The 26,988-nt window shown below is 44.4% G+C and carries 23 protein-coding genes and 1 pseudogene; 9 read left to right on the top strand and 15 right to left on the bottom strand.

Features of this window, described 5'->3' with window-relative positions:
* Nucleotides 1-156: 156 nt before the first annotated feature.
* From secF to queA, 5 genes are all read right to left on the bottom strand, one after another.
* Complete coding sequence (gene secF, locus AB4323_RS15065) at nucleotides 157-1,104, bottom strand: protein translocase subunit SecF (protein ID WP_372152813.1); 948 nt, start codon at nucleotides 1,102-1,104, stop codon at nucleotides 157-159.
* A 14-nt stretch (nucleotides 1,105-1,118) separates the two neighbouring features.
* Nucleotides 1,119-2,975, bottom strand: coding sequence for a protein translocase subunit SecD (gene secD / locus AB4323_RS15060; protein WP_102320714.1), 1,857 nt, complete (start codon nucleotides 2,973-2,975; stop codon nucleotides 1,119-1,121).
* Between the two features lie 20 nt (nucleotides 2,976-2,995).
* Nucleotides 2,996-3,325, bottom strand: coding sequence for a preprotein translocase subunit YajC (gene yajC / locus AB4323_RS15055; RefSeq protein ID WP_010440492.1), 330 nt, complete (start codon nucleotides 3,323-3,325; stop codon nucleotides 2,996-2,998).
* Between the two features lie 111 nt (nucleotides 3,326-3,436).
* Nucleotides 3,437-4,573, bottom strand: coding sequence for a tRNA guanosine(34) transglycosylase Tgt (gene tgt, locus AB4323_RS15050; RefSeq protein ID WP_017056177.1), 1,137 nt, complete (start codon nucleotides 4,571-4,573; stop codon nucleotides 3,437-3,439).
* Between the two features lie 195 nt (nucleotides 4,574-4,768).
* The gene (queA, locus tag AB4323_RS15045; protein WP_017062523.1) at nucleotides 4,769-5,821 is read right to left on the bottom strand and encodes a tRNA preQ1(34) S-adenosylmethionine ribosyltransferase-isomerase QueA; all 1,053 of its coding nucleotides are present in this window, start codon (nucleotides 5,819-5,821) and stop codon (nucleotides 4,769-4,771) included.
* A gap of 334 nt (nucleotides 5,822-6,155) precedes the next feature.
* On the opposite strand from queA, the gene AB4323_RS15040 reads away from it, so the two are divergent.
* Nucleotides 6,156-6,602, top strand: coding sequence for a CBS domain-containing protein (locus AB4323_RS15040; RefSeq protein ID WP_017062524.1), 447 nt, complete (start codon nucleotides 6,156-6,158; stop codon nucleotides 6,600-6,602).
* A 69-nt stretch (nucleotides 6,603-6,671) separates the two neighbouring features.
* On the opposite strand, the gene AB4323_RS15035 is transcribed toward AB4323_RS15040, so the two are convergent.
* Nucleotides 6,672-7,577 (bottom strand): hydrogen peroxide-inducible genes activator, encoded by a 906-nt coding sequence (locus tag AB4323_RS15035; RefSeq protein ID WP_017632986.1) that lies wholly within the window; start codon nucleotides 7,575-7,577, stop codon nucleotides 6,672-6,674.
* A 210-nt stretch (nucleotides 7,578-7,787) separates the two neighbouring features.
* On the opposite strand from AB4323_RS15035, the gene AB4323_RS15030 reads away from it, so the two are divergent.
* The 3 genes and pseudogenes from AB4323_RS15030 to AB4323_RS15020 form a co-directional block, all read left to right on the top strand.
* Complete coding sequence (locus AB4323_RS15030) at nucleotides 7,788-8,396, top strand: peroxiredoxin C (RefSeq protein ID WP_004740353.1); 609 nt, start codon at nucleotides 7,788-7,790, stop codon at nucleotides 8,394-8,396.
* 311 nt (nucleotides 8,397-8,707) lie between these two features.
* Nucleotides 8,708-9,451 carry a copper homeostasis protein CutC gene (locus AB4323_RS15025; protein ID WP_017062527.1) on the top strand — a complete coding sequence of 248 codons (744 nt, stop codon included), beginning with the start codon at nucleotides 8,708-8,710 and terminating at the stop codon, nucleotides 9,449-9,451.
* 146 nt (nucleotides 9,452-9,597) lie between these two features.
* Nucleotides 9,598-9,861 (top strand): annotated as a pseudogene (locus AB4323_RS15020) (hypothetical protein); the annotation flags it as partial.
* 9 nt (nucleotides 9,862-9,870) lie between these two features.
* On the opposite strand, the gene phoU reads toward AB4323_RS15020, so the two are convergent.
* From phoU to AB4323_RS15000, 4 genes are all read right to left on the bottom strand, one after another.
* The gene (gene phoU, locus AB4323_RS15015; protein ID WP_009848270.1) at nucleotides 9,871-10,569 is read right to left on the bottom strand and encodes a phosphate signaling complex protein PhoU; all 699 of its coding nucleotides are present in this window, start codon (nucleotides 10,567-10,569) and stop codon (nucleotides 9,871-9,873) included.
* 74 nt (nucleotides 10,570-10,643) lie between these two features.
* Entirely contained in the window at nucleotides 10,644-11,462 is an 819-nt protein-coding gene (pstB, locus tag AB4323_RS15010) for a phosphate ABC transporter ATP-binding protein PstB (protein WP_372147313.1), read from the bottom strand.
* Nucleotides 11,463-13,172, bottom strand: a complete 1,710-nt coding sequence (gene pstA, locus AB4323_RS15005; protein WP_372152852.1) for a phosphate ABC transporter permease PstA — start codon at nucleotides 13,170-13,172, stop codon at nucleotides 11,463-11,465.
* 111 nt (nucleotides 13,173-13,283) lie between these two features.
* Entirely contained in the window at nucleotides 13,284-15,500 is a 2,217-nt protein-coding gene (locus tag AB4323_RS15000) for an ABC transporter permease subunit (RefSeq protein WP_372152811.1), read from the bottom strand.
* A gap of 200 nt (nucleotides 15,501-15,700) precedes the next feature.
* Between AB4323_RS15000 and ppk1 the strand changes: the two genes are divergently transcribed.
* Nucleotides 15,701-17,797, top strand: a complete 2,097-nt coding sequence (gene ppk1, locus AB4323_RS14995; protein WP_372152809.1) for a polyphosphate kinase 1 — start codon at nucleotides 15,701-15,703, stop codon at nucleotides 17,795-17,797.
* The gene (ppx, locus tag AB4323_RS14990; RefSeq protein WP_210447367.1) at nucleotides 17,788-19,299 is read left to right on the top strand and encodes an exopolyphosphatase; all 1,512 of its coding nucleotides are present in this window, start codon (nucleotides 17,788-17,790) and stop codon (nucleotides 19,297-19,299) included. Before ppk1 ends, ppx begins: the two co-directional genes overlap by 10 nt.
* 76 nt (nucleotides 19,300-19,375) lie before the next feature.
* Here the strand turns inward: ppx and AB4323_RS14985 are convergent, their stop codons facing one another.
* Genes AB4323_RS14985 through phoB form a run of 3 tightly spaced genes read right to left on the bottom strand, consistent with a single transcriptional unit; the run spans nucleotide 19,376 to nucleotide 22,371 of the window.
* Nucleotides 19,376-20,353, bottom strand: coding sequence for a PstS family phosphate ABC transporter substrate-binding protein (locus AB4323_RS14985; RefSeq protein WP_032546748.1), 978 nt, complete (start codon nucleotides 20,351-20,353; stop codon nucleotides 19,376-19,378).
* Nucleotides 20,350-21,648: a phosphate regulon sensor histidine kinase PhoR gene (gene phoR, locus AB4323_RS14980; protein WP_019823041.1), complete on the bottom strand. Its 1,299-nt coding sequence runs from the start codon at nucleotides 21,646-21,648 to the stop codon at nucleotides 20,350-20,352. Before phoR ends, AB4323_RS14985 begins: the two co-directional genes overlap by 4 nt.
* Nucleotides 21,649-21,681: 33 nt before the next feature.
* The gene (gene phoB, locus AB4323_RS14975) at nucleotides 21,682-22,371 is read right to left on the bottom strand and encodes a phosphate regulon transcriptional regulator PhoB (RefSeq protein ID WP_004735064.1); all 690 of its coding nucleotides are present in this window, start codon (nucleotides 22,369-22,371) and stop codon (nucleotides 21,682-21,684) included.
* 194 nt (nucleotides 22,372-22,565) lie between these two features.
* On the opposite strand from phoB, the gene rdgC reads away from it, so the two are divergent.
* The 3 genes from rdgC to AB4323_RS14960 all read left to right on the top strand — a co-directional run bounded on the left by rdgC (nucleotide 22,566) and on the right by AB4323_RS14960 (nucleotide 25,394).
* A complete protein-coding gene (rdgC, locus tag AB4323_RS14970; RefSeq protein ID WP_048669223.1) occupies nucleotides 22,566-23,480 on the top strand; it encodes a recombination-associated protein RdgC in 915 nt (304 codons plus the stop codon).
* 206 nt (nucleotides 23,481-23,686) lie between these two features.
* Complete coding sequence (gene yegQ / locus AB4323_RS14965) at nucleotides 23,687-25,105, top strand: tRNA 5-hydroxyuridine modification protein YegQ (RefSeq protein WP_017062848.1); 1,419 nt, start codon at nucleotides 23,687-23,689, stop codon at nucleotides 25,103-25,105.
* Nucleotides 25,106-25,139: 34 nt separating this feature from the next.
* A complete protein-coding gene (locus AB4323_RS14960; RefSeq protein WP_004735061.1) occupies nucleotides 25,140-25,394 on the top strand; it encodes a YfhL family 4Fe-4S dicluster ferredoxin in 255 nt (84 codons plus the stop codon).
* Nucleotides 25,395-25,436: 42 nt separating this feature from the next.
* On the opposite strand, the gene AB4323_RS14955 is transcribed toward AB4323_RS14960, so the two are convergent.
* Both AB4323_RS14955 and mepA read right to left on the bottom strand, forming a co-directional pair.
* Nucleotides 25,437-25,745: a hypothetical protein gene (locus tag AB4323_RS14955; protein ID WP_017062536.1), complete on the bottom strand. Its 309-nt coding sequence runs from the start codon at nucleotides 25,743-25,745 to the stop codon at nucleotides 25,437-25,439.
* Between the two features lie 272 nt (nucleotides 25,746-26,017).
* Nucleotides 26,018-26,857, bottom strand: coding sequence for a penicillin-insensitive murein endopeptidase (gene mepA, locus AB4323_RS14950; RefSeq protein ID WP_017062849.1), 840 nt, complete (start codon nucleotides 26,855-26,857; stop codon nucleotides 26,018-26,020).
* Between the last annotated feature and the right edge of the window lie 131 nt (nucleotides 26,858-26,988).

Raw genomic sequence — 26,988 nt, 5'->3', positions numbered from 1 at the left:
TACGAGATACGAGATACGATCAGGATGTCTCTTAGTGAAATGAAGTTCAACATACTTCAACGCTAAATTGTATTGAGCTTCCCTAGAATACAGACGTAAAAAAACCGCTAGTTGCCTAGCGGTTTTTTGGTTTAGCGAAACGTATTAAGCCAAGGCCTAAGGCATATCGTCAAACTCTTCACCTTCTTTGTCCACTTGTGGTGGCATTAGGTGTTCACGCGTAATACCTAACTTCATAGCCAGTGCAGATGCAACGTAGATAGAAGAGTAAGTACCAACCGTAATACCCAGTAGAAGTGCAGTCGCGAAGCCGTGAATCATAGCGCCGCCCTGAACGAACAGTGCGATAACTACGAATAACGTGGTACCAGAAGTGATCAATGTACGGCTCAATGTTTGTGTGATTGAGCTGTTCAGTACTTCAGGTGCTTCACCCTTACGCATCTTACGGAAGTTCTCACGGATACGGTCGAATACAACAATGGTATCGTTGAGGGAGTAACCGACGACCGTTAGCAAGGCTGCTACGATGGTAAGGTCGACCTCAATTTGCATTAGAGAGAACACACCCAGAGTGATGATAACGTCGTGCGCCAGTGCTAATACTGCACCCGCAGCCAAACGCCATTCAAATCGCACTGATACGTAGATCAAGATACAGATAAGAGAAACTAGAATAGCAAGGCCACCCGCTTCTGTTAATTCGTCACCCACGTTAGGACCAACGAACTCGATACGACGCATTTCAACTTGCTCACCAGTACCATTCTCAATAGCAGAAAGGATTTGGTTACCAAGCGTTTCGCCCGCTACGCCATCACGTGGACGTAAACGAACCATCACATCACGAGCTGAACCGAAGTTCTGTACCGTTGCATCACCAAAGCCTTCGGCTTCTAGTGCACTACGAATATCAGGAAGGTGTGCCGGTTGTTCAAAACCAACTTCAATCAGAGTACCGCCAGTAAAATCTAGACCCCAGTTCAACGATTTCGTTGTTAGGGTGAAGATAGCAGTACCAATCATCAAGATAGAAAAAACAAAGGCAACCTTTGACCAACGCATAAAGTCGATCATTTTGTCTGCTTTTAGAATCTGAAACATATTAATTCCTAGCCTTAGATCGACAGTTTTTTAACGCGTTTGCCGCCATACATCAGGTTCACGATACAACGTGTTCCGATAATAGCTGTAAACATTGAAGTCAAGATACCGATAGACAGCGTTACCGCGAAGCCTTTGATAGCACCCGTACCCACAGCAAATAGAATGATTGCTGTTAGTAGTGTGGTGATGTTGGCATCGGCGATTGTGCTGAATGCGTTCGCGTAACCTTGGTGAATCGCTTGTTGTGGACTGCGTCCATCTCGAAGCTCTTCACGTATACGCTCAAAGATCAGAACGTTCGCATCAACCGCCATACCAACCGTTAATACGATACCGGCAATACCTGGTAGGGTCATGGTAGCCCCCGGAATCATCGACATAACACCGATAATCAACACCAAGTTAGCCATTAGCGCAACGTTCGCAATCAGACCAAAGCTACGGTAGTAAAGCAGCGTAAACAGCATTACAGCAGCCATACCCCAAACCATCGCCATGATACCCATATCGATGTTTTGCTGCCCCATAGATGGACCAATCGTACGTTCTTCTACAATCGAGATAGGCGCAATCAATGCACCAGCACGCAGTAGAAGTGCCAAGTTATGAGCTTCAGCCGTTGAATCGATACCAGTAATACGGAAGTTACGGCCTAGCGCAGATTGAATCGTCGCTTGGTTAATCACTTCTTCGTGCTTACTCAAGATAACTCGACCTTCCGGTGTTTTACGACCGCTGTCTTTGTACTCTGCAAATACCGTTGCCATTAGCTTACCGATATTCTGACGAGAGAATGCAGACATCTTGCTACCACCTTCGCTGTCTAGCGAGATGTTAACTTGAGGACGACCATATTCATCAACACTTGAGCTTGCATCAGTAATACTTGAGCCGCCTAGAATAACGCGCTTCTTAAGTACCACAGGACGACCATCACGATCTTGCTTGATTTCGCTACCCGCAGGGGCACGACCAGAAGCGGCAGCGGCTAAGTCAGCACTGCTATCCACTTCACGGAACTCAAGCGTCGCGGTAGCACCAAGAATTTCTTTAGCGCGAGCCGTGTCTTGAACACCAGGCAATTCCACTACGATACGGCTAGAGCCTTGACGTTGAACCAAAGGTTCAGCAACACCAAGTTCGTTAACACGGTTACGTAGAATGGTAATGTTTTGCTCTACCGCATAGTTGCGGATTTCTTGAAGACGAGCCTCTGTGAAGCTAGCAACCAAAGAAAAACGACCATTAGATTCAGAATCTACAAACGTCATGTCTTGGTGCTTAGATTGCAGTAGCGATTTCGCTTCAGCAAGCTGCTCGGCGTTACGTAGAATCACTTCAACCGCATCTTTACCAGATGGGCGAATTGCACGGTAACGGATTTTTTCTTCACGAAGTTCGCTACGGAACGCTTCTTCTTGTTGGCCAACCAGCTTTTGCATCGCAGCGTCCATATCCACTTCCATCAAGAAGTGAACACCACCACGTAGGTCAAGACCAAGCTTCATTGGTGCAGCACCAATAGATTCAAGCCAATCAGGAGTTGAAGCAGCTAAGTTTAAAGCAACGATTACGTCTTCATCTAATGCTTCAGTGATGACATCACGAGCACTAATTTGAGAGTCTGTATCGTTAAAGCGAACAAGAATGGAACCGTTTTCTAGAGCAACGGATTTAGTAGAAAGGTTTTCAGCTTCAAGAGCATTGGTGACAGCATCCAGCGTAGACATATCTACAGAGGCGCCGCGCGCCCCTGTAACTTGAACTGCCGGATCTTCACCGTATATATTCGGAAGTGCGTACAACGCAGCGATGGCGATAGTAAACACCACCATCAGGTACTTCCATAACGGGTAACGGTTTAGCACAGCGAGGATCCTCTAGCTGTTTATAGAGATTTCAGAGTACCTTTTGGTAGCACTGCTGTAACGAAGTCTTTCTTGATAACTACTTCGTTGTTTGCATTCAGTTCGATAGCAACGTAGTCGCTGTCTTCTGCAATCTTAGTGATCTTGCCAATTAGGCCGCCGCTTGTAAGAACTTCATCACCTTTGCCCATAGAAGACATAAGGTTCTTGTGCTCTTTAACACGCTTAGCTTGTGGACGGTAGATCATGAAGTAGAAGATCACAGCGAACATACCTAGCATGATAAGCATTTCGAAACCGCCGCCTGCTGGTGCACCTTCTGCTGCTGCGTGAGCTTGAGAAATAAACATTTAAAACATCCTCTATTTATATTTTCGTAATTGTTTGTCTAATTGGGTCGCATCCCTTTATTTTCAAGCCCCATCACTCGGAAGAGAGATAGGGCTCGCAAAAAAGAAATACTAAGATTCTTTACCTAGTGGTGGCACTTCACGCCCCATTCTTGCGTAGAACTCTGCAACGAACTCTTCAAAGCGGTCTTCATCGATAGACTGACGAATGTCTGACATTACTCGTTGGTAGAAACGCAGGTTATGAATCGTGTTCAGTCGAGCACCTAGGATTTCGTTACAACGATCCAAATGGTGTAAGTACGACTTGCTGTAGTTCTTACAAGTGTAACAGTCACACTCTGAATCTAGTGGTGTTGTATCGGTTTTATGCTTCGCATTACGGATCTTGATCACACCTTCAGTCACAAACAGGTGGCCGTTACGTGCATTTCGCGTTGGCATTACACAGTCAAACATGTCGATACCACGGCGAACACCTTCAACCAAGTCTTCCGGTTTGCCTACGCCCATTAGGTAACGTGGCTTATCTTCTGGCAGTTGAGGACATGTGTGCTCAAGAATGCGGTGCATATCTTCTTTTGGTTCGCCTACTGCTAGGCCACCTACTGCGTAACCGTCAAAACCAATTTCTGTTAGGCCTTTAACGGATACATCACGAAGGTCTTCGTACACGCCACCTTGAACGATACCGAACAGTGAGTTCGGGTTTTCAAGTTTGTCGAAGTGGTTACGTGAACGCTCAGCCCAACGAAGAGACATCTCCATTGAGTCTTTTGCTTCTTTGTGTGTCGCAGGGTAAGGCGTACACTCATCGAAGATCATTACGATGTCTGAACCTAAATCTTTTTGGATTTCCATAGACTTCTCAGCGTCCATGAAGATCTTGTCACCGTTTACAGGGTTACGGAAATGAACACCCTCTTCAGTGATTTTACGCATTGCACCTAGGCTGAATACTTGAAAGCCGCCTGAATCAGTCAGGATAGGACCGTGCCAGTTCATGAAATCGTGCAGGTCACCGTGCATTTTCATGATTTCTTGACCAGGACGTAGCCATAGGTGGAATGTGTTACCTAATAGGATTTCAGCACCTGTGTCTTTTACTTCTTCAGGTGTCATACCTTTAACAGTACCGTAAGTACCTACAGGCATGAATGCTGGGGTTTCAACGGTACCGCGTTCAAACTGAAGTTGACCACGACGTGCGCCGCTATTAGTTTTTTTAAGTTCGTATTTTAATTTCACGAAGCCTCCAATATGCCAGAGAAACAATCTGACTGTTAATTCAGAACCTTAAGCCAAACAAAAGTTCAGTCCAGTGAGCTCTATGAGGAGCGGTCGCGTATTCCTTGCGAGAGATTAGACAGACACCCTGCCCGACTCCTAGCTTACTGCTAGCACCCGTAAATTCTTATGTATATCGTTTATAACTAGCTTAAATTAGCTTGTTTTCTTATTGATGAACATGGCATCACCGTAGCTGAAGAAACGATATTCGCTCTTCACTGCGTGATCGTATGCGCCCATCACATTGTCGTAACCTGCAAATGCACTCACCAACATAATCAGCGTTGATTCTGGTAAGTGGAAATTGGTAATCAAGCAATCCACCAACTGGTATTCGTAACCAGGGAAGATAAAGATTTCAGTGTCACCAAAGAAAGGAACCAACTCTGTGCCTTTCTTCAACGCATCTTGCGCTGCACTTTCTAGTGAGCGTACTGATGTTGTACCAACGGCAATAATACGACCGCCACGAGCTTTTGCTGCAGCTACGGCGTCAACCACTTCTTGCGGGACTTCAACGTACTCAGCATGCATGTGGTGATCATTTATATTATCGACTTTTACTGGCTGGAACGTACCAGCACCAACGTGAAGCGTCACATAAGCAAACTCAACACCTTTCTCTTTCATGTCAGCCATTAGCTTGTCATCAAAATGAAGACCCGCTGTTGGAGCTGCAACCGCACCGGGCTTTTCATTATAGACAGTCTGGTAGCGCTCTTTATCTGCATCTTCATCAGGACGATCGATGTAAGGAGGGAGTGGCATGTGACCAACACTGTTAAGAATCTCTAAAACGCTTTGATCAGATGTGAAATGGATTTCGAATAACGCATCGTGACGCGCCACCATTTCAGCTTCATATTCATCGTTCTCACCAAGGAACAACTTGGTACCCGGCTTCGGTGATTTAGAACAACGAACATGCGCAAGAATGCTTTTCTCATCAAGCATACGTTCAACCAGCACTTCAAGCTTACCTCCTGATGCCTTGCGACCAAATACACGAGCTGGAATCACTCGAGTGTTATTGAAAACAACAAGATCGCCTGGCTCAACCAAGTCTAAAACGTCTTTAAACGAACCATCAGCTAGGTTACCGCTGTTGCCATCTAATTTAAGCAGGCGGCTTGCTGTACGCTCCTCTTGAGGGTAGCGAGCAATGAGTTCATCTGGTAGGTCAAAGTGAAAATCTGAAACTTGCATGTGTCTAGTCTTGTCTTAGTTGATGAGATTTGTGCCGTTGACGAATCATAAATCGTAGTTGCTGGATAATCGTTACGGTAAGTCAATCGTTACCAGAAACACATCGCAAACACGACTAAAAATTTCGCAGTGGGCTAGTATAGGCACACGAGCCGCAATAGCAAGGTTTACAGCACTGGATTATTGTAAAGAGGCGTAAAATAATGCGACTGATTCACCTCCTCAAGCTAAAGAATTAGTTGCATAAAACTCACCCAAGAATGCGTCAGATCTCAGTTATTTTTTGGATAAAAAACTATAGTAATAGCAACAAATAAAAAAGAAGGAGGTTCGTATGATCAAGGTTGAAGATATGATGACTCGCAACCCTCATACCCTATTGCGCTCACACTCACTGGCCGATGCTAAGCACATGATGGAAGCACTTGATATCCGCCATATTCCGGTCGTCGATTCCGACAGGCAACTACTAGGTGTCGTCACACAACGAGACGTTCTCGCCGCTCAAGAATCCAGCCTACAAAACATCCCACAAGCTCAATCTTTTACTCTTGCTACTCCCCTCAACGACATCATGCACAAAAGTGTTATGTCGGTAGAGCCGCGTGCAGGATTAAAAGAATCGGCTATCTACATGCAGAAACATAAAGTGGGCTGTTTACCTGTCGTAGAAAACCACGAACTAGTAGGCATTATTACAGACAGCGATTTTGTCACGATAGCGATCAATTTACTGGAGCTGCAAGAAGAAGTAGAGCCAGAAGAAGCAGAAGTAGAGTAACGCTCGGAATTGATATAAAGAAGAGCGGCCAATTCAGCCGCTCAGAGGGATTGTTGTCGCAGCGGATTATTATAGAAGCTCAGATACCACATCCGCTAATTGATGGAATGTCTCACGACGCGAAGAGCTTGGTCGCCAGACAAGGCCAATATCTCGGTAGGCCTGCTGACCAGGAGGATCGATCACAACGAGATTCTGGTTTTCCAATAAACCGTGGTCGATCGCCATTTGCGGGATAAAGGTAGTACCTAAACCGTTCGCGACCATCTGTACCAATGTGTGAAGGCTCGTTGCTGTGAACGGGTTGATCTTCTCTTTGTCGGTTAACTTACACGCTGATACTGCGTGTTCAGTTAAACAGTGCTCGTTCTCCAACAAGAATACAGACTCGTCTGGCAGGTCATCGTATTTAATTGGTACACGAATACCGTCAGCTTGATTACGGCTGATCACCATTCTAAAAGGATCTTGCCCAACCACTTTGCTCTCCATGTTGTCGATATCAACAGGCAGAGCCAGAATCAATACATCTAACTCACCATGGCGCAGTGCCGCGAGTAAGTTCGTTGTCGTGTCTTCACGTAGCAGTAAGTTTAGCTGAGGAAAGCGCTGGTTGGCTTCTTGTACCAAATCGCACAAAAGAAATGGCGCAATGGTAGGAATGCACCCTACTCGCAGCTGACCTTGCATCGCATCGCCGTTACATAGGTTCCCGAGTTCAACCAAATCTTGACCTTTCGCCAATAACTCTCGACCGTGCTTCACCACCAGCTCTCCCGCTTGAGTAAAAACAAGTGGGCTCTTCTTATCTTTTTTCTCATACAGAGGGCAACCGATCAGCTCTTCTAGGTTTTGAATACCTTTACTAAGAGTTGATTGGCTGACGAAACAGCGATCAGCGGCGTCGCTAAAGTGGCGTGTTTCGTGAAGAGTAACAAGATAGTGAAGTTGCTTAAGACTTGGCCATTTATTCATGAAATTACTTTGTAATATGAGTAGGATAAGTTACACGAAGGTCCTAAGACCTAAGAAAAGGACAAAGAATAAGCTTATCGCTTTTTTCGATGAACTTAATCTATTTAATTCGCTTTTTTCTATAGTACCGATTGTACTATAGTTTGTCGCGTAGAAACGGAGCCCAAACAAAGATGTGTTGGGCCAACTAATTTTTTAGGAGATTCCAAAATGGTACTAGTAGGTCGTCAAGCCCCTGACTTTACTGCAGCAGCTGTTCTAGGTAACGGTGAGATCGTTGATAACTTCAACTTCGCAGAATTCACTAAAGGTAAGAAAGCGGTTGTTTTCTTCTACCCACTAGACTTCACTTTCGTTTGTCCTTCAGAGCTAATCGCTTTCGACAACCGTCTAGAAGATTTCCAAGCTAAAGGCGTTGAAGTAATCGGTGTTTCTATCGATTCTCAATTCTCTCACAACGCATGGCGTAACACTGCTATCGCTGACGGCGGTATCGGTCAAGTTAAATACCCACTAGTTGCTGACGTTAAGCACGAAATCTGTAAAGCATACGATGTTGAGCACCCAGAAGCAGGCGTTGCTTTCCGTGGTTCTTTCCTAATCGACGCTGACGGTCTTGTTCGTCACCAAGTAGTTAACGATCTTCCACTAGGTCGTAACATCGACGAAATGCTACGCATGGTAGACGCACTAAACTTCCACGAGAAGAACGGTGAAGTTTGTCCTGCACAATGGGAAGAAGGTAAATCAGGTATGGACGCATCTCCAAAAGGTGTTGCAGCATTCCTATCTGAGCACGCTGACGACCTAAGCAAGTAATTACCTCTTAAGCCCGAACTCAACGCGGGTTAATGGTTGGAAGATTCTCTTTAAAGAGACATAAAGCATAAGCTAATAGCGCAAAGCGCACCGCCAATCAGTTAAGAAGTAAAGTCCTATTAAAAGCCCGAAGTTAACGCTTCGGGCTTTTTGTTTCCCCCCTCCTCGCTCCCCTAGACTGACTCTTGTAATAGATAATTGAGGTAGCGATAAACCTAAACTTTACCTCTATTTTCCCTTATCCCCATCTATTCAGAATCACACCTAGATTGCTATTATTTCATCAGTATCTTTTTGAACGGATAAACACGATGAACACCGAAATTGAAGTCTGTATCGATAACTTAGAATCTCTTCATACCGCACTATCTGGTGGCGCGAATCGAATTGAGCTTTGCTCTTCATTAGCACTTGGCGGATTAACTCCAAGCTTCGGAATGATGAAACAAGCGGCAATAGTTTCGTCGGTTCCGGTCTACGCTATGATACGCCCAAGACAAGGCGACTTCATTTTCGATAACGACGATATGCTCTGTATGCTTGAAGATATTGAAGCTTGCGCAAATGCAGGATTGGATGGGGTCGTACTTGGTGTGTTAGCGCCGAACGGAAGTATTGATATGCCAAAGATGCAACAACTGGCTGACAAAGCGCACTCGTTAAAGCTTGGGATTACCTTCCACAGAGCCATCGATCAAAGCTCTGATTTCCAAGCAGCATTAGAACAAATCATTACACTTGGATGCGAAAGAGTCCTGACATCAGGGCTTGCTGCTAATGCTGAGCAAGGTATCGATGTATTGGCTGCAATGGTCAAACAAGCCGATGGACGAATTGATATCATGGCGGGGGCTGGCGTTAACGCTGCGAATGCCAAAATGATTCAAAGCGCTACTCAAGTACCTGCTCTTCACCTTTCAGGTAAATCGACAAGGCCGAGTCTAATGGAAAACAACTCAAGTGCTCAAATGGGCAGTGATAATATTGATGATTATCAGATCCCAGTGACAGATGCGAGTAAGATATCTGATGTGAGAGCCGCCCTCACCGCTTAGGGCAATAGTCGCCAGCATAAATCCAGAGAACCTCGCTGACTAATCTAACTGACTGACGTATATTAGATTTAATAGCGCAGAAAATTTTCATGGATAGATATGGCTAAAGACTTATTCAGCTCTCTTGATTTAAACCTGTTACGAAGCAAAACATGTTTGGAAGAAACCAAATCCACGGCTTTCAGGCTGAAATTGGTGTGGCAAGTTATGACGGTACAAAAACGCGCTCAGGCGAAGTAGAAGAGAAAACAACACATGGTATAAGCCTAGGTGGTGCCTACGTTTACCAAGCGACACCAATGCTTGGATTACGTGCTGGTGTTGATATGAATATTTTTGATCACAACAAAACCGTTGTGCCTTACGACACAACGGTCAATTTCAATCTTGGTGCCATTATTAGCTTCTAAAGATAAGCTCTATTTTAGTGCGTCATCAAGGCTTTGATCACCGAGGTGACGTACATCTTTACCCTTCACAAAGTAAATAATGTATTCGCAGATATTTTGGCAGCGGTCTCCCACTCGCTCAATCGCACGAGCTGACCACATCACCTGCAAAATATTAGGGATGTTCTTAGGGTCTTCCATCATATAGGTCATTAACTGACGAATAACGGCTTCGTATTCCGCATCCAACTTATCATCAAGTTTGTGAACTTCAGCAGCCGCATCAACATCCATACGAGCAAAAGCATCTAACACTTGGTGAAGCATGGTGATTGCCTGACGGCAAAGAGGCTCTAACGAAACATGGAATTTTTGCTCTTTGGTTGAAGGGATCTCAATAGCACCTTGCGCAATTTTAGAAGCAACATCGCCAATACGTTCCAGATCGGTAATGGTTTTGATGATCGCCATAATCAAACGCAGATCCTTCGCTGTCGGCTGACGCTTTGCAATGATTCGAGTACACGCCTCATCAATCGACACTTCCATCGCATTCACTTTGTGGTCATCACGAATCACTTTTTTGGCCAATTCAACATCGTCTTTATGAAGCGCCTGCATTGCAAACGAGAGTTGCTGCTCCACTAACCCGCCCATGGTCAATACATGAGTACGGATCGATTCTAACTCGACATTGAATTGCCCTGAAATGTGGCGACCGAAATGCATACTTGCTCCTTGAAAGAAATGAAGAAAGCCATTTTTGTAGAGTGACTTAGCTCTAGATGACACCTTTGGAGAGGTTAGCCATATCTACCAGTAATGTAGTCTTCCGTCTGGTTTTTCAATGGAGACGTAAAAATTGAGTCCGTATCTGAGTACTCGATCAATTTTCCCATATGAATAAAGGCAGTATGGTCACTTACACGCGCGGCTTGTTGCATGTTGTGGGTAACAATCACCACTGTGTATTGCGTTTTGAGATCGTTGATCAACTCTTCAATCGTCAAAGTAGAAATCGGATCGAGTGCCGATGTCGGCTCATCTAACAACAGCACTTCAGGCTCAATCGCAACCGCACGAGCGATAACCAAACGCTGCTGTTGACCGCCAGATAAACCAAAAGCATTCTCATGCAACCGATCTTTCACTTCATCCCATAACGCAGCAGCGCGCAGAGAGCGTTCAACCGCATCATCAAGGTCTCGGCTGCTGCTAACGCCTTGTAGCCTCAAGCCATAAACCACATTCTCATAGATAGATTTAGGAAAAGGGTTTGGACGCTGGAATACCATACCCACACGGCGTCGTAAGGTCGCAACATCCACCTTAGGGTGATAGACGTTCTTGCCATGAAGCTTCACTTTCCCGGAAACCTTACAGCCTTCAACAAGATCGTTCATGCGATTAATGCAGCGCAGCAGAGTCGACTTACCACACCCAGAAGGGCCGATAAACGCCGTCACCTGCCCCTTCGGGATCTGCATCGAGATATCATCAAGTGCTTGGCTCTCTTTATAGTAAAGATTTAGCCCTTCGATCGAGATAGCAATTTGCTCATCCTTCAGATTGTGAACATCAAGTGGTGCTTGGTAACCCAAGGTTTCATTAATCGAGAACATCTAATCTTGTCCTAAGGTTCGGTATTTTTCACGCAAGTTATTACGGATATTGATGGCTGTTAAGTTCAACCCAACAATCACCGTAACCAATAAAAATGAAGTCGCATACACTAAAGGTCGTGCCGCTTCGATATTAGAGGTTTGAAAACCAACATCATAGATATGAAAGCCTAAATGCATGAACTTTCTATCTAAGTGTAAATACGGAAACTGACCATCGACTGGCAAGCTAGATGCCAATTTAACAACACCCACCAGCATAAGTGGTGCAACTTCCCCCGCGGCTCTCGCGATTGCCAAAATTAAACCAGTGATAATCGCTGGGCTTGCCATCGGTAAAACAATGCGCCAAAGCGTCTCAAATTGAGTCGCACCAAGCGCTAATGAACCGTGCCTCACTGCACTAGGAATACGCGTTAAGCCCTCTTCCGTGGTTACGATAACGACTGGAAGCGTCAAGACCGCTAAGGTTAGTGCTGACCAAAGTAGACCCGGCGTACCAAATGTCGGTGCTGGCAATCGCTCTGCATAAAACAAGGAATCGATTGAGCCACCGATGGTATATACAAAGAATCCTAAGCCAAATACGCCATACACAATCGACGGTACACCCGCTAAGTTAATCACGGCAATACGAATCAAACGTGTTAGTGCGTTGTTTCTTGCATATTCATGAAGATATATCGCAGCAACTACGCCAAGTGGCATCACGACAATCGACATGAGAATAACCAGCAGCACAGTGCCGAAAATGGCAGGAAACACCCCACCTTCAGAGTTTGAGTCTCGTGGGTTCTCTGATAAGAACTTCCAAACTTGTTTGCCCCAATGCCCAACCTTTTCAAGATAAGACATATTATTCGGGTACCAATAATCCAAGATATGACTGAGCGAAATTTCAACCTGCTCTCCTGTCATATCTTCCACCAACAAGCTTTCGACATTGAGCTGTGTTCTAAGATGCTCAAGCTTTACTTCTGCTTCAGCTAACTGGCTATTTAATTCCAGTTTAGTTTGAGTATAGGTTTTAAGGTATTCATCGCTCACTGACTCATTGAGTTCAAGCTTACGTTTTTCTAAGCGCAGATTTTCCAATTGCCAGCTGATATTGCGGATTTCTTGGTTCACAACACGCGACGTTTCTTTACGTAACGTATCAGCGAACGCCAAGCCTTGTTCGAGCTTTTGGTCTATGTTCGAATCAAAGGTGCCAGAAGCGGTTTTAAAACCCACCGGTTTACCAAAGAAATAACCACCTCGACTTCGTTCAATCACAATCCAATCAAGCGGCGTTGTTGGTTCACGTAAGTTAACATCCAGAATGGAAACAAAATCCGCAGGGTACAGTTCTCTGTTGGCGACTTTGATACTTAAGCGCTGAATTAGTCCCGTCGACAAATTTTGAGGCGACAAGAGGTCCTGTACTTGTGGAACTTGCTCTATCGGGATGTATTTACGTTCATACAACTGGCCAATCAATACATCTTGCTTTGATACCGTTTCGTCAAGATCGACCACTAACGATAGGTCTTTGGAGTCGACTTGCCATTGATACAAAGGAGCAGGCCAAAAATAGGTTAAGCCCTTCCAGCCAATCAGCAGCATTAGGCCAAGAACAGAAAGCATACTGATGCTCACCGCCCCGCCCGTAAGCCAGATCCACGGAGATCCCGATTTAACCCAAGATAATAATGACTTCAATTTGTTCATCATGATCGACCTTGATCTTGACGTGCTGAAACCAAGAAACAGCCAAGTTCTCGAGATACGCTAGCCAAACAACTAAAAGCCATTGAGACACATTGAGGTGAACCTTTAAAACTACAGCGCACGATATTTATCTCTCAATCTTTGTCTAACCCACTCTGCGACTGAGTTCACCGCGAACGTGAAAATAAACAGCAAGAGTGCCGCTAAGAACAGCAAGCGGAAGTGAGAACCACCCACCTCTGATTCTGGTAGTTCGACAGCAATCGTTGCGGATAGCGTCCTCATCCCTTCCAAAATATTCCAGTCAAGAATTGGTGTGTTACCTGTAGCCATCAAGACAATCATAGTTTCGCCAACGGCTCTCCCTAGTCCCATCATGACCGCTGAAAAGATACCTGGGCTAGCCGTCAATAACACCACATAAATAAGGGTCTGCCACGCCGTCGCACCCAACGCTAATGAGCCATCGGATAAATGTTTAGGCACAGAGAAAATAGCGTCTTCGGCGATAGTAAAAATCGTTGGGATGACAGCAAAACCCATAGCAAAACCAACTACCAGCGCATTGCGTTGGTCAAAGTCGATGCCATAACTCGCTAAGAAAGTACGAATATCACCACCAAACAACAAGGCTTCAATGCTGTTTCCACCAGCAAAGACAGCCACCACCGTAATCACCAATACCGGGATCAATATTAGGGCATGCCAACCGTTAGAGAAACGACTCGTCACCATCTTCGGTAAGCAGAACCAAACTAACCCCGTCAACAATGTACTCAACGGTAATAACACCATTAATGAGAAGACGGCCGTTAAATGCGTTTCGACAATTGGAGCAAACCAAAGCCCAGCCAAGAATCCGATGATGACGGTCGGAAGTGCTTCCATCAGCTCTATCGAAGGCTTAACCACTCTTCGCATTCGTGGAGACATGAAGTATGCGGTGTAAATAGCTCCGAGCACAGCAACCGGCACGGCAAACATCATCGCAAACAGAGCGGCCTTAATGGTACCGAACGTAATGGGTACTAAACTGAATTTCTCTTCAAAGTCATCATTCGCCGAGGTTGATTGCCAAACATATTGTGGCTCAGGGTAGCTTTCGTACCAGACTTTTTGCCAAAGCGATGAGAATGATATTTGCGGGTATTCATTATCGACCTTAGCCACACTGATGGTGCCATCAATCAGCGTCGCCAGATGCAGTTCATTGGCAGACATAGCCGCTAATTGTGGTGATTTATCAAATGCTCGCTCGAACAGCGACAGCTTTTCACTAGTCGTATAGTGGCTTTGTAATGTGCCGTTCTTATAGAAGCTATAAAAACCCTTTCTATAAGTATCAGGCAAAATAAATTGCACTTGTTCAGCAAGTTGGAAGTCTCGAATATGGGTCAGGCTACGCTTTTCATCTTTGAGTACATCGAACCACTGAGAAACCTGTCCATCCTCATGCGTAACCAACAGTGAATAAGCTCCAGACAGTAAATCAATACTTTTCACCGAGTGCTTCGCATCATTCAAGCTAAGATCAATCACTTCACGAACATTGAAGCCGCTATCTGATAGCTTCAAAACCACTAAATCCGATTGAGATCGGAGATATAAGGTTTGGCCATCAGGTGTGACTAACAACTGTTGCTGCAAGCCCAACTTATCCGATAGCCATTGGCTCGTCTGAAAAACATACTGACCCGTAACGTCACTTTGGTACCACTTCACTAAGACTCGTTGGTCACTTAGCTGAGCGGCAACCGTGATACCACGTCCATTCTTAGAGAACGCGAATTTTTCGATTGTCGTCCCATTTGACGATTCATCATTTAAAAATGGTTCAGGGAGATCGATTTGCTCAATTTTAGGATCGGCTTCACTGCCCTTTTGCAGCACAGGCGCACTATACTCAGGATAGAAAAAAGTAAGGTTGCTTGCACTATCGGCAAAGGCAAACCAGTTTTCTGATGGGGTATTTCGAGAGAAGGCAACAGGATTGGCTAAAACATTTCGCTCAAAGTAAGAGTGTGTATTTTGAGACTCTAAATCCCAAAACTGCACCAAGCCAGATTTTTCGATAGTAAATGCATGCTGACCGTATTCATCAACAGATAAGGCGATAGGCTTTTCTACAGCAACGGTCTTTACGGCTTGGTCTGTCTCTAAACCAGTATCAGAAAACACCGGTAAAATGACCATCGCCAAGTAAACAAAGATCAATACCAGAGCAGCTAGAACACTGACGGCACCACATGTCACTGAAAAACGGACGAGACGATCTTTCAACCATCTTTTTTTGTCACGCTCTTTCAATGAAAATTGGGCTGAAGCCATCTGTTTATCTACCTTTTTTTAGCTACTGACATAATATGTACGTTAGATGACAATTATATTACAAGTTACGTTAAACAACTGAAACTAATAACAAGTTTGTTGACCATATTTCTTAAAGTAAGATCATAGATTTTGTGAATTTTGTCATTCTAAATTAAAGTAATCAGCTCAATAGCCAGCACTCAAGGATTATCATCTCGATGGAAAAAGACTATGTCACAAAAGAACTTAGCTGGTTATCCTTCAACGAAAGAGTGCTCCAAGAAGCAGCCGACAAGTCAGTTCCCTTAATCGAAAGAGTTCGTTTTTTAGGTATTTATTCAAAAAACCTCGATGAGTTTTACAAAGTCCGATTTGCTGACGTGAAACGAAAGATCTTACTTCAAGATCCTCAATTACCTGCCAACTCGCAGAAAACCTTACTCACTCAAATGCAGAGCAAAGCAAGTAAGCTCGATGCTCGATTCCATGAGTTGTATAACGACTTATTGTTGGAACTGGCGCGCAATCGTATTTTTTTGGTCAACGAACAGCAAATCAGCGAAGAGCAAAGTGAGTGGATCAAAAAGTACTTTAAGAAAAAAGTGCTGCCACACTTAACTCCGTTTCTCTTGAACGAAGATAGCCAGTTGCTCAATATTATGAAAGACGAGCAAAGTTACTTAGCCATCGACATCGAGCGTGAGGCATCTTCTCAATACGTATTACTCGAAATCCCATCAGAAGCACTCCCTCGATTTGTTAAGTTACCAGACACCTCGGGTTCTCAGCGTACTACTTTGATCTTATTAGATAATATAGTTCGATTTTGTTTAGATGACTTACTTAAAGGGTTCTTTGAGTATGACTCAGTGCGTTGCTTTGCTATAAAAATGACTCGTGACGCCGATTATGACCTTCAAGAGAACAATGAAAGCAGCCTATTAGAATCGATGTCTTTAGGTTTAGAACAGCGCTTAACGGCACTACCGATACGCCTTATCTATGAGTCAGAAATGCCAGCTGAAATGCTCAGTTTCTTACAAGTCAGACTAAAACTATCTGACTACGACAGTGTTATCACCGGAGGTCGCTACCACAACTTCAAACATTTCTCTGAGTTCCCAAGCCTTAACCGACGTGATTTAGTTAATCGCCCGTTACCCGCGATTAAGTGCGCGCATTTTAGCCACCATCCAAACTATTTTGAAGCGATCAAAGCTCGTGACATCTTGTTGCATTACCCTTATCACACCTTTAATCACATCACTGAGCTCGTGAGGCAGGCTTCCTTTGACCCGAAAGTAACCTCCATAAAAATAAACGTTTACCGTGTTGCAGAAGGCTCCAAACTCCTTAGCTCAATCATCGATGCGGCGCACAATGGAAAAAAGGTCACAGTGGTTGTCGAACTGCAAGCTCGCTTTGATGAACAGGCCAATATTCAGTGGACAAAGAAACTTCAAGAAGCCGGTATAAAAGTCATCCATGGCATCCCAAGTTTGAAAGTCCACTCCAAACTGCTGCTCATTAAACGGAAAGAAGGCAAGCATACGGCGCATTATGCCCATATTGGCACCGGTAACTTTCATGAAGTAACAGCGCGCGTGTATACCGATTTTTCTCTGCTCACTGCAAATGAAGATTTGACCCAAGAGGTGAGACAAGTCTTTAAGTATATTGAAAACCCTTATCAAAAATCACAGTTCAAACAACTGATTGTGTCACCGAAGGATACAAGAAAACGTCTGTATCAGTTGATAGATAATGAAATACAAAACGCGATGGAGAGCAAGCCTGCAAGCATCACTCTAAAACTCAACAATTTGGTCGACCGAGAGATCATTGAGAAGCTCTATCAGGCCAGCCAAGTCAATGTAAAAGTGAGAATGGTCATTCGTGGCATGTGCTCTCTTGTCCCTGGCATACCCAACATCAGTGATCATATTGAGATAGTCAGTGTGGTCGATCGTTTCCTCGAACATCCGAGAGTGATGATATTTGGTAACGCTGGAAAGCCGAAGGTCTATATATCTTCCGCTGACTGGATGACACGAAATTTTGATCACCGCATCGAAGTTGCAGCTCCAATTTTAGATCCAAAGATCAAGCAAACCATTATCGATATCACCGAGTTTCATTTCGATGACAGCAACAAAGCTCGAGTGCTAGACCAAGCGATGAGCAACTCTTACACACAACCACCAGCAAACCTACTTGATTACCCGACGTCACAACTCTCCACTTACCACTATATTAAACGTATGGAGAAACTTGCTCGCAAGAAGTACAAACAAGAGAAGAAATCATGCCGCTAATTGATAACAAACATTCTCGATGTATTGCCGCTATCGACTTGGGTTCGAACAGCTTTCACATGGTGGTTGCCCGAGTATTCGATCAACACCTGCAATTAGTCAGCAGACACAAACAGAAAGTGAGATTAGGTGATGGATTGGATGAACGTAACGTCCTATCTGAAAGCGCTATCGAGCGAGGCCTAGAATGCCTCAAGGTGTTCGCAGAACGACTGGCGGATTTTGAGCTTGATGATGTCAGAGTTGTTGCGACTCATACCCTAAGAAAAGCCAAAAACGCTAAAGACTTCTTAGAGCAAGCCAAGCCACTGTTTCCTTTTCCAATAGAGATAATTTCCGGTCAAGAAGAAGCTCGAATAATCTATAACGGAGCAGAACACACTCAAACCGCTTCTGAATCTAAGTTGGTTATTGATATCGGTGGAGGGAGTACGGAACTCGTCGCCGGACAAGGCTTTACTCCTCTAATTATGCGCAGTTTACCGATGGGATGCGTCAACTTCACTCAACGTTTCTTTGCTGACGAAGGGCTAACTTCGCGACACTTCTCAGATGCTTATACCGCAGCTACTCGTCTATTGATGCCATTGATTGAAGAATACACAAAAGCCCCTTGGGAAATCGCTTTTGGCTCATCTGGTACCACGAAATCAATAAAAGAAGTACTCATTGGCTTAGGGTTCACCGATGGTCTCATTACGCCCCAACGCCTGTCCTATTTAAAGAATCACTTATGTGAGTTTTCATCATCCAACACCGTAAATCTTTCAGGCTTAAGTGATGAGAGAAAGCCTGTGTTTGCTGCAGGCGTCACCATTCTTTCAGCAGCAATGGATACGCTAGACATCAAGGAGTTACATTTTTCTGATGGTGCCCTGAGAGAAGGCGTTCTTTATGACATGGAGGATAGGTTTAAAGATATTGATATTCGAACAAGAACTGCCGAAACGCTCGTCTCTCGATACCATGTAGACGTAACTCATGGCGAGAAAGTGAAAGTGCTCGCTCTTTCATTGCTGAAACAAGTACAGCCTCAAGTGACAACTGCGGTCACTAATGAGCTGTATGATCTGCTTGGTTGGGCTGCAGTACTTCATGAGGTAGGACAAAGCATTGCATTCCAAGGCTATCACCGCCATTCGGCTTATCTGCTTAAGCATACGACAATGCCAGGCTTTAATACTGAGCAACAACGCCTTATATCAGCATTGGTTCGCTATCAAAGAAAAGCGCTCAAACTACAAGATTTGCCGGAACTTTCTCTGTTTACTCAGCAACAAGTCACCCTGCTGATTCGTATATTGAGACTCGCTATCTTACTCAACCGTCAGCGAAATCAAGCACTGGCCCCAGACGTGACTCTAACGATTGAACAACAGGATAACTGGGAATTGAAAGGAACTAACAGCGATTGGTTGGCCCAAAACCAACTGCTTGATTATGAGCTCAGAGAAGAGCAACAACGTTGGAAAAATGCAGAATGGTCGTTGCAGCTAAAATAACGAACAGTCAAAATAAAAACAGCTTGCGACGCGCAAGCTGTTCATACGTTTTTTTCTAAGTTTGTCTTAGCCTGAATTAGAGCCCGACTTTTGCCAATTCTTGCTCTGCGAACTCAGACGGTATCGCTAAATAACCATCTTTTTCTACAAGCTCTTGTCCCTGCTTTGAGAATACAAAAGTAAGGAACTCTCTCTCAACCGGAGAAAGTGGTTTATCCGGATGCTTATTCACATACACATAGAGAAAACGAGATAGAGGGTAATCACCACTCAAGATATTCTCACGCGTAGGCTCAACATAATTAGAGCCGTGCTCTGCAATAGGAATCAGCTTAACACCTGCTACGCGGTAGCCAATGCCCGAGTAGCCAATCCCACTGATGGATGAAGCGACCGACTGAACGACTGAAGCCGAACCAGGTTGCTCATTGACTCGGTTTTTAAAGTCACCGCCGCACAGTGCATTCTGTTTGAAGTATCCATAAGTCCCCGATACAGAATTACGACCAAACAGTTGGAATCGATGTTTTGCCCACGGTTGGTCAATGCCCAAATCTTGCCAATTATTTAGCGGCTTAGTCGCTCCGCAACGCAATGTCTCTGAGAATATACTGTCAATCTGGTGAAAGTTGAGCCCTTCAATAGGGTTATCACGATGCACAAAAAGTCCAATCGCATCGATAGCGACTCTCAGTGCTGTCGGCTTATAGCCATGCTCTCTTTCAAACGCTTCGACTTCTCGTAGGCGCATTGGACGACTCATTGGTCCAAGGTGAGCAGTGCCTTCCGTTAAAGCAGGAGGGGCAGTAGAAGAACCAGAAGCTTGAACTTGAGCGTTCACATTCGGGTAGTAAGACTTGAACTCTTCCATCCATAATGTCGTCATACCCGCTAAGGTATCCGAACCAACAGACAATAGGCTCCCTGAAATACCCGGCACCTTAGCGTAATCAGGCAGTGAGTCGACACCCTGATCGGCATGAACTGGGTTAACCAAAGCAAATGTTAACAATAAGCTTACGGGTAAACGCATCCTGCGTGTCACACAACTCATGACACTGTCAGTCGATTTGGCAATGTAAAATGGAATCGACTACCGACACCTACTTCACTTTGAATTTCTAAATGTGAGTCATGATGACTAAGCGCATGTTTCACAATCGCCAATCCAAGACCACTACCACCTGTATCACGTGAGCGTGCTTTATCTACACGATAGAAACGCTCTGTGAGTCGATGTAAGTGTTGTGGCTCGATACCGTCTCCGGTGTCTGATACATCCAAACAAGCACCTTGACTGGTCTGGTACCAACGTACCTTAACCGTCGCGCCCGGTGGTGTGTATTTCACTGCGTTGTAAACCAGATTCGATATAGCACTTCTCAATTGATCTTCATCAGCAAGAACGCGTAGGCTCTTATCGATATCAAACTCAAGCTTATGCTCTCGATCACCACTTAGGCTTGCCGCTTCTTTCTCAAGAACCTCAAGCATCGCCGGAACGTTCACCACTTCATCGAGCTCATGCATCGGCGCAGCTTCGATTTTTGAAAGTGTTAATAGCTGATTGACCAGACTGTTCATGCGATTCAATTGCTCAGTCATCACACCATGAGCCTTAGGCCACATAGGCCCAACGACCATGTCTGGATCTTCCGTCATTTCAAGGTAGCCCTGAAGTACGGTCATAGGAGTACGTAGCTCGTGAGAAACGTTAGCAAAGAAGTTACGACGCATGCCTTCTAGCTGTTTTAGCTGAGTAACATCACGTACCACCATCAGGTGTTCACCCTCGGTATACGGCACGATACGAAGCTCAAGCATACGTTCCACGTTAAGTGGCGAAGGCATCTCTAACGGTTCTGAAAAATCTTGTTTATTAAGATACTTGATGAAGTCCGGCGTGCGGATCAAGTTAGAAATCGGTTGTCCTGAATCGTCTGGCCAGCGAAACCCAAGTAAGTACTGAGCTAGCTTGTTACACCAAACGATATTCCCTTCTCCACGAAATACCACAACGGCATCGGGAAGGGATTCTGCACCGTTTCTGAAACGGCGAATAAGGTTGGTCAGCTCTTTACGTTTGCGACGCTGTCTCTGCTGCATACGATAAATACCGTTAAACAGAGACTCCCAATTCCCAGAACCTGATGGTGGCGTTAGACGCTTCTCATCCCACAACCATGCGGACAAGCGCATTTGGTTGTGTAGATGCCAGCCGAGCTGCAATACCGTAGCAGCCAGCAGTAACCAAGGTAGGTAGCCGAATATCCATCCAACCAAAACCCAAGGTGCGTAAAAAAAAGCCAGCTCCCAAGCCAGCTTTTTCCAGGTTAACTTTTCAACCATTCAGGACTCCGTAAACTGGGTAGCGAAGCCACACTAAGCCTTTGTAGAAAAACGGTAGCCCGCGCCGCGAACCGTTTGGATTAGCTTGTCGTGACCTGCAGATTCAAGTGCTTTACGCAGGCGTCGAATATGTACATCAACCGTTCGGTCTTCAACGTAAACATTGGTACCCCAAACGTTGTTAAGCAGCTGCTCTCGGCTGTATACACGCTCTTGGTGCGTCATAAAGAAATGCAGCATTTTGAATTCTGTTGGTCCCATATCAACTGGACCTTCACTTGCGGTCACGCGGTGTGATACTGGGTCTAATTTAAGGCCCTGTACATCAATCACATCTTCCAATGCCGTTGGTGTTACACGACGAATCACCGCTTTAAGGCGAGCAACAAGCTCTTTTGGCGAAAACGGTTTGGTAATGTAGTCGTCAGCGCCAACTTCTAAACCGCGAACCTTATCTTCTTCTTCACCACGAGCTGTTAGCATCACCACTGGGATGTTGCGAGTTAACTCTTCACGCTTCATGTGCTTGATAAAGTTTATCCCGCTACCACCAGGTAGCATCCAATCTAGTAATACTAGATCTGGGAAAGGTTCACATAGCTTGTTTACCGCTGTATCGTAATCTTCAGCCTCTACTGCTTGGTAGCCTTTTTGTTCAAGCACGAAGCACAGCATCTCACGAATAGGTGCTTCATCTTCAACGACCAGAATCCTTCTCGACATAATTGAATAGCCTTTGTATTTAATCAACGCATTGCATTATCTGAGTTAATTATGACACTTTTGTGACCTTTGAAAACAAATTTTCATATAACTGTCTCAAACATTTCACTTTATAACTTTTGATACAGAGCTAGGGACAAATCGAATTAGATCTCATATCATGAAGCACTTCTAAAAAGGTATGAGAAAAATTTATGTGGTTTAAAAATTGCCTAGTCTATCGCTTCAACCGTGATATTGATTTCAACGCAGATCAGCTAGAGAAACAACTTGAAGAATTCCGCTTTACTCCTTGTGGTAGCCAAGACAAACAGAAGTTTGGTTGGGTACACGCAATGGGTAGACATGGCGATATGATGACGCACGTATCAGAAAACCGCATTCTTATCTGTGCAAAGAAAGAAGAGAAAATGCTACCCGCTTCTGTGATCAAAGAATCATTGAACGCAAAAGTAGAAACGCTTGAGGCAGAGTCTGGTACCCCTCTGAAAAAGAAAGAGAAAGACAGCCTAAAAGAAGACATCATCATTGATCTACTTCCTCGTGCATTCAGCCGCAGTAACTTTACTTATGCGCTGATCATGCCAAAAGAAGGTTTCATTGTGGTTGATGCGAGCAGCTACAAAAAAGCAGAAGACGTATTAGCATTGCTACGTAAAACAATGGGTAGCCTACCAGTCGTGCCCGCTATTCCTGAGCAAGCGATTGAAACGACTCTAACCGAGTGGGTTAAATCAGGTGATACACCTCAAGGTATCACAATGCTTGATGAAGCTGAGCTTAAGTCGATTCAGGAAGACGGCGGTATTGTTCGAGTTAAGAAACAAGAACTAGAAACGGACGAGATTAAGAACCACATCGAAGCTAATAAGATGGTGACTAAACTTCTTATCAACTGGCAAGATCGTATTGAATTCATTCTGGCAGAAGACGGCAGCATCAAGCGCCTAAAATTCAGTGATGAGCTCAAAGACGAAAACGACGATATTCCTCGTGAAGATCAAGCTGCGCGTTTTGATGCGGACTTCTCTCTACTTTGTGGTGAGTTCAGTGTTTTCCTTCCAAACCTATTTGAATCATTAGGCGGGTTAACTCAACCTAACGCTTAATCAGTCAAACTATAGGCTCAGGTGCTAACGGTATCTGAGCTTATTTCTCACTAAGTTCTCACTTATATCTGCCTCTAGACCCTCTTGTTAATGTCATTGCTATCTTTAGGGCTATCAACCAAACTCATTTTAGCGTAAAATTTGCGCCCCTTTGATATCACTTGGTGGTATCAACCTGACTTGAGATCAGATTAGAGAACGAAGCAATGACTACACAAAAACCATTTGTACCTGAACTATTATCACCGGCAGGAAGCCTCAAAAACATGCGTTACGCATTCGCCTACGGCGCAGATGCAGTATACGCAGGCCAGCCACGTTACAGCCTTCGTGTTCGTAACAACGAGTTCAATCACGAAAACCTACAAATCGGTATCGATGAAGCTCATGCTCAAGGCAAAAAGTTATATGTTGTATGTAACATTCAGCCGCACAACTCTAAATTAAAAACATTCATTCGCGACCTCAAACCAGTTGTAGACATGGGCCCTGACGCGCTTATCATGTCAGATCCTGGTCTTATCATGATGGTTCGTGAAGCATTCCCTGAAATGCCAATCCATCTTTCTGTTCAAGCAAACGCAGTAAACTGGGCGACCGTTAAGTTCTGGTCAACTCAAGGCGTTGAGCGTGTGATCTTATCTCGTGAGCTATCGCTTGAAGAGATCGAAGAGATTCGCGAACACTGCCCAGAAACAGAGCTAGAGATCTTTGTTCACGGAGCTCTTTGCATGGCTTACTCAGGCCGTTGTCTGCTTTCTGGTTACATGAACAAGCGCGATCCAAACCAAGGTACTTGCACCAACGCTTGCCGCTGGGAATACAAAACAGAAGCAGCGAAAGAAGACGAAAACGGTCAGATCGTTGAAGCAAACCCTACTGGTGTTGCTATTCAAGAAGTAGAAACGCAAGACATTGAAGTTCAAGATGAGCGTCCAGACAACACACTAGGCCTTGGTAAACCAACAGACGAAGTGGTTCTGCTTTCTGAATCACACAAGCCAGAAGAGAAAATGGCAGCGTTTGAAGATGAGCATGGTACTTACATCATGAACTCAAAAGACCTTCGTGCAATCCAACACGTTGAGCGCCTAACGAAGATGGGTGTTCACTCTCTGAAGATTGAAGGTCGTACTAAGTCTTTCTACTACTGTGCACGTACTGCTCAGGTTTACCGTAAAGCTATTGACGATGCAGTGGCAGGCAAACCATTCGATGAAAGCCTAATGGGTACACTAGAGAGCCTAGCTCACCGTGGTTACACTGAAGGCTTCTTACGTCGCCATACACACGATACATACCAAAACTACGAGTACGGTTACTCTATCTCTGACACTCAACAGTTTGTTGGTGAGTTCACAGGTAAGCGCCGTGGTGACCTAGCGGAAGTAGAAGTGAAGAACAAGTTCCTAGTAGGCGACAGCTTAGAAATGATGACACCGAAAGGTAACGTTGTTTTCAAACTAGAAGTTATGGAAAACCGCAAATCTGAAGCGGTCGACGATGCGAAAGGTAACGGTCACTTTGTATTTATTCCTGTACCAGCAGATCTAGACCTAGAGTACGGCTTGCTGATGCGTAACTTGAGCGAAGGCCAAGATACACGTAACGCATCAGGCAAATAATTTTTACTTAAGCGACTTACTTGAGAAGAAAATAATGGCTCTGTTAATTACTGACAAGTGCATAAACTGCGATATGTGTGATCCTGAATGCCCAAATGGTGCAATCACTATGGGCGACAGCATCTTCGAGATCGATCCTGATTTATGTACAGAGTGTAAAGGTCACTATGAAAAGCCAACATGCCAGTCAGTGTGTCCGATTACAAAATGCATCATCACTGACCCAAACCATATTGAAACTGATGACGAGCTACTTGAGAAGTTTGTTATCATTCAAGGCTTGACCTAAAAGAAGAAAGGTTCAACTTAACCATAAGTTGAACCTTTTTTTTCATCCTGATTTTCCGATTGGATAAATATTGCAGAAGAGCTCTTTTTCAAATTGATATTCGAGTCGTTCTCGCCAGTTTATTGATTGAGCTATAGGAACAAGATAAAAGTTTTCCCTGCTGGTATCGGTCACAAATGCCATTCCATACTGCATCAATTCATAGTGAACATCATTTACGAAACTAGGGTCTAAACGTTGTCTGCCTGTTAGCTGATTGATGTCATCTCTTGAAATTGAAATACCCGAGCTTTCAGCGTTGAACCTATGTCTTAACCATTCTGAAAATTCCTTCGCACAAATCATAGTCATAGTCTTATCCTTGAATTATCTATCGACGGGTATCAGACTCTGATTTCGCATACTGCATATAAGCCGCATCTTTCACCCCAAAACACTCAATCCCTGACCAAACCTTGTCAAATTCGCCATCGCCCTTGCTGATACCGTTATTGCTTTTATTAATATCAAACGATGTTCTTAATCTCGTGTTTATAAACTCTAGACAAAAGTGTGATATTTCTCCATTTTAGAGTCGAAAAAACCAGTGGCAGTACCACTGTAAAAAGCCTCGATGAACAGGATTACTTATTCGATATCAAGGCCAAACACTGACTTGGCATCACTTTAACTTTTTTCTTTTTCTTAGTTTTCGCTACTTTTTTAGGAGGTGGAACTGGAACAGTCTTTGGAGCCCAACTTGCAAGTTCATCTCCACAACCGTCACCTTTAGGAGGGCTCGCTTGAGCTATGCAGTTTGAACTGCCTTCAGGACACTTTAAACGAACGTGGAAGTGGGAGTGGTGTCCCCACCAAGGTCTTATTTTGCCTAACCAAGCTCTATCATTAGCGTCAGAGTTTTCTTGTTCACAAAGGGTTTGCTTGATCACTGGATGAACAAAAATACGCACCACTTTTTCATCTTTCGCCGCATAACGAATAACTTGAAAATGATCATCGGTCCAATTCGATTCACGCAATTTGTAGTTGGTAAGATCCACAACGCTCACAGGTTTAGGCACAGCTAATTCGTTCTCTGACAACCTCTTACTGGTTAACCTTAGCCATATATCAATATCTAACCCTGTTTGATGACTTGAATGACCTGAAGAAAAGCGCCCTCCTCTGGGAAGAGAAATATCACCGATCAATAAATTAGTATTGAGCTTCTCGCTGGTCGTGACTCCTAACCTCTCAATAAACTTTATAGCTTCTGTATGGCCATAGTAGCGCTCTCTTTGAGGGCGAATGATCTGATACCCCAAACCATTAATAGGCAAAGCCTGCGCGCCGTCTAGACAGCCATTGGCATAACTGCCAATAGATGATGTTGAGTTGACTGTCGGGCTCTTAGCCTTTTCCCAAGGCGTTGCTATGGCTACGAATGAACATAACACAGTAACCACAGCGCAAAGTAACCTCATAACGATCCTAAATGATTTGTCTTTAGTATTTATACTAGCTGTCATTGAGGAATAGGGGCATATAAGTAATAAGTTTTTCGGAGCATTAAATGAAAATAACAAACAACACGTCTTATACCAATTAAAGTAAA

The organism is Vibrio sp. 10N.261.52.C11, from assembly GCF_041471405.1.
GTDB lineage: Bacteria > Pseudomonadota > Gammaproteobacteria > Enterobacterales > Vibrionaceae > Vibrio > Vibrio crassostreae_C.
This window is presented reverse-complemented; position numbering and strand designations above follow the sequence as displayed.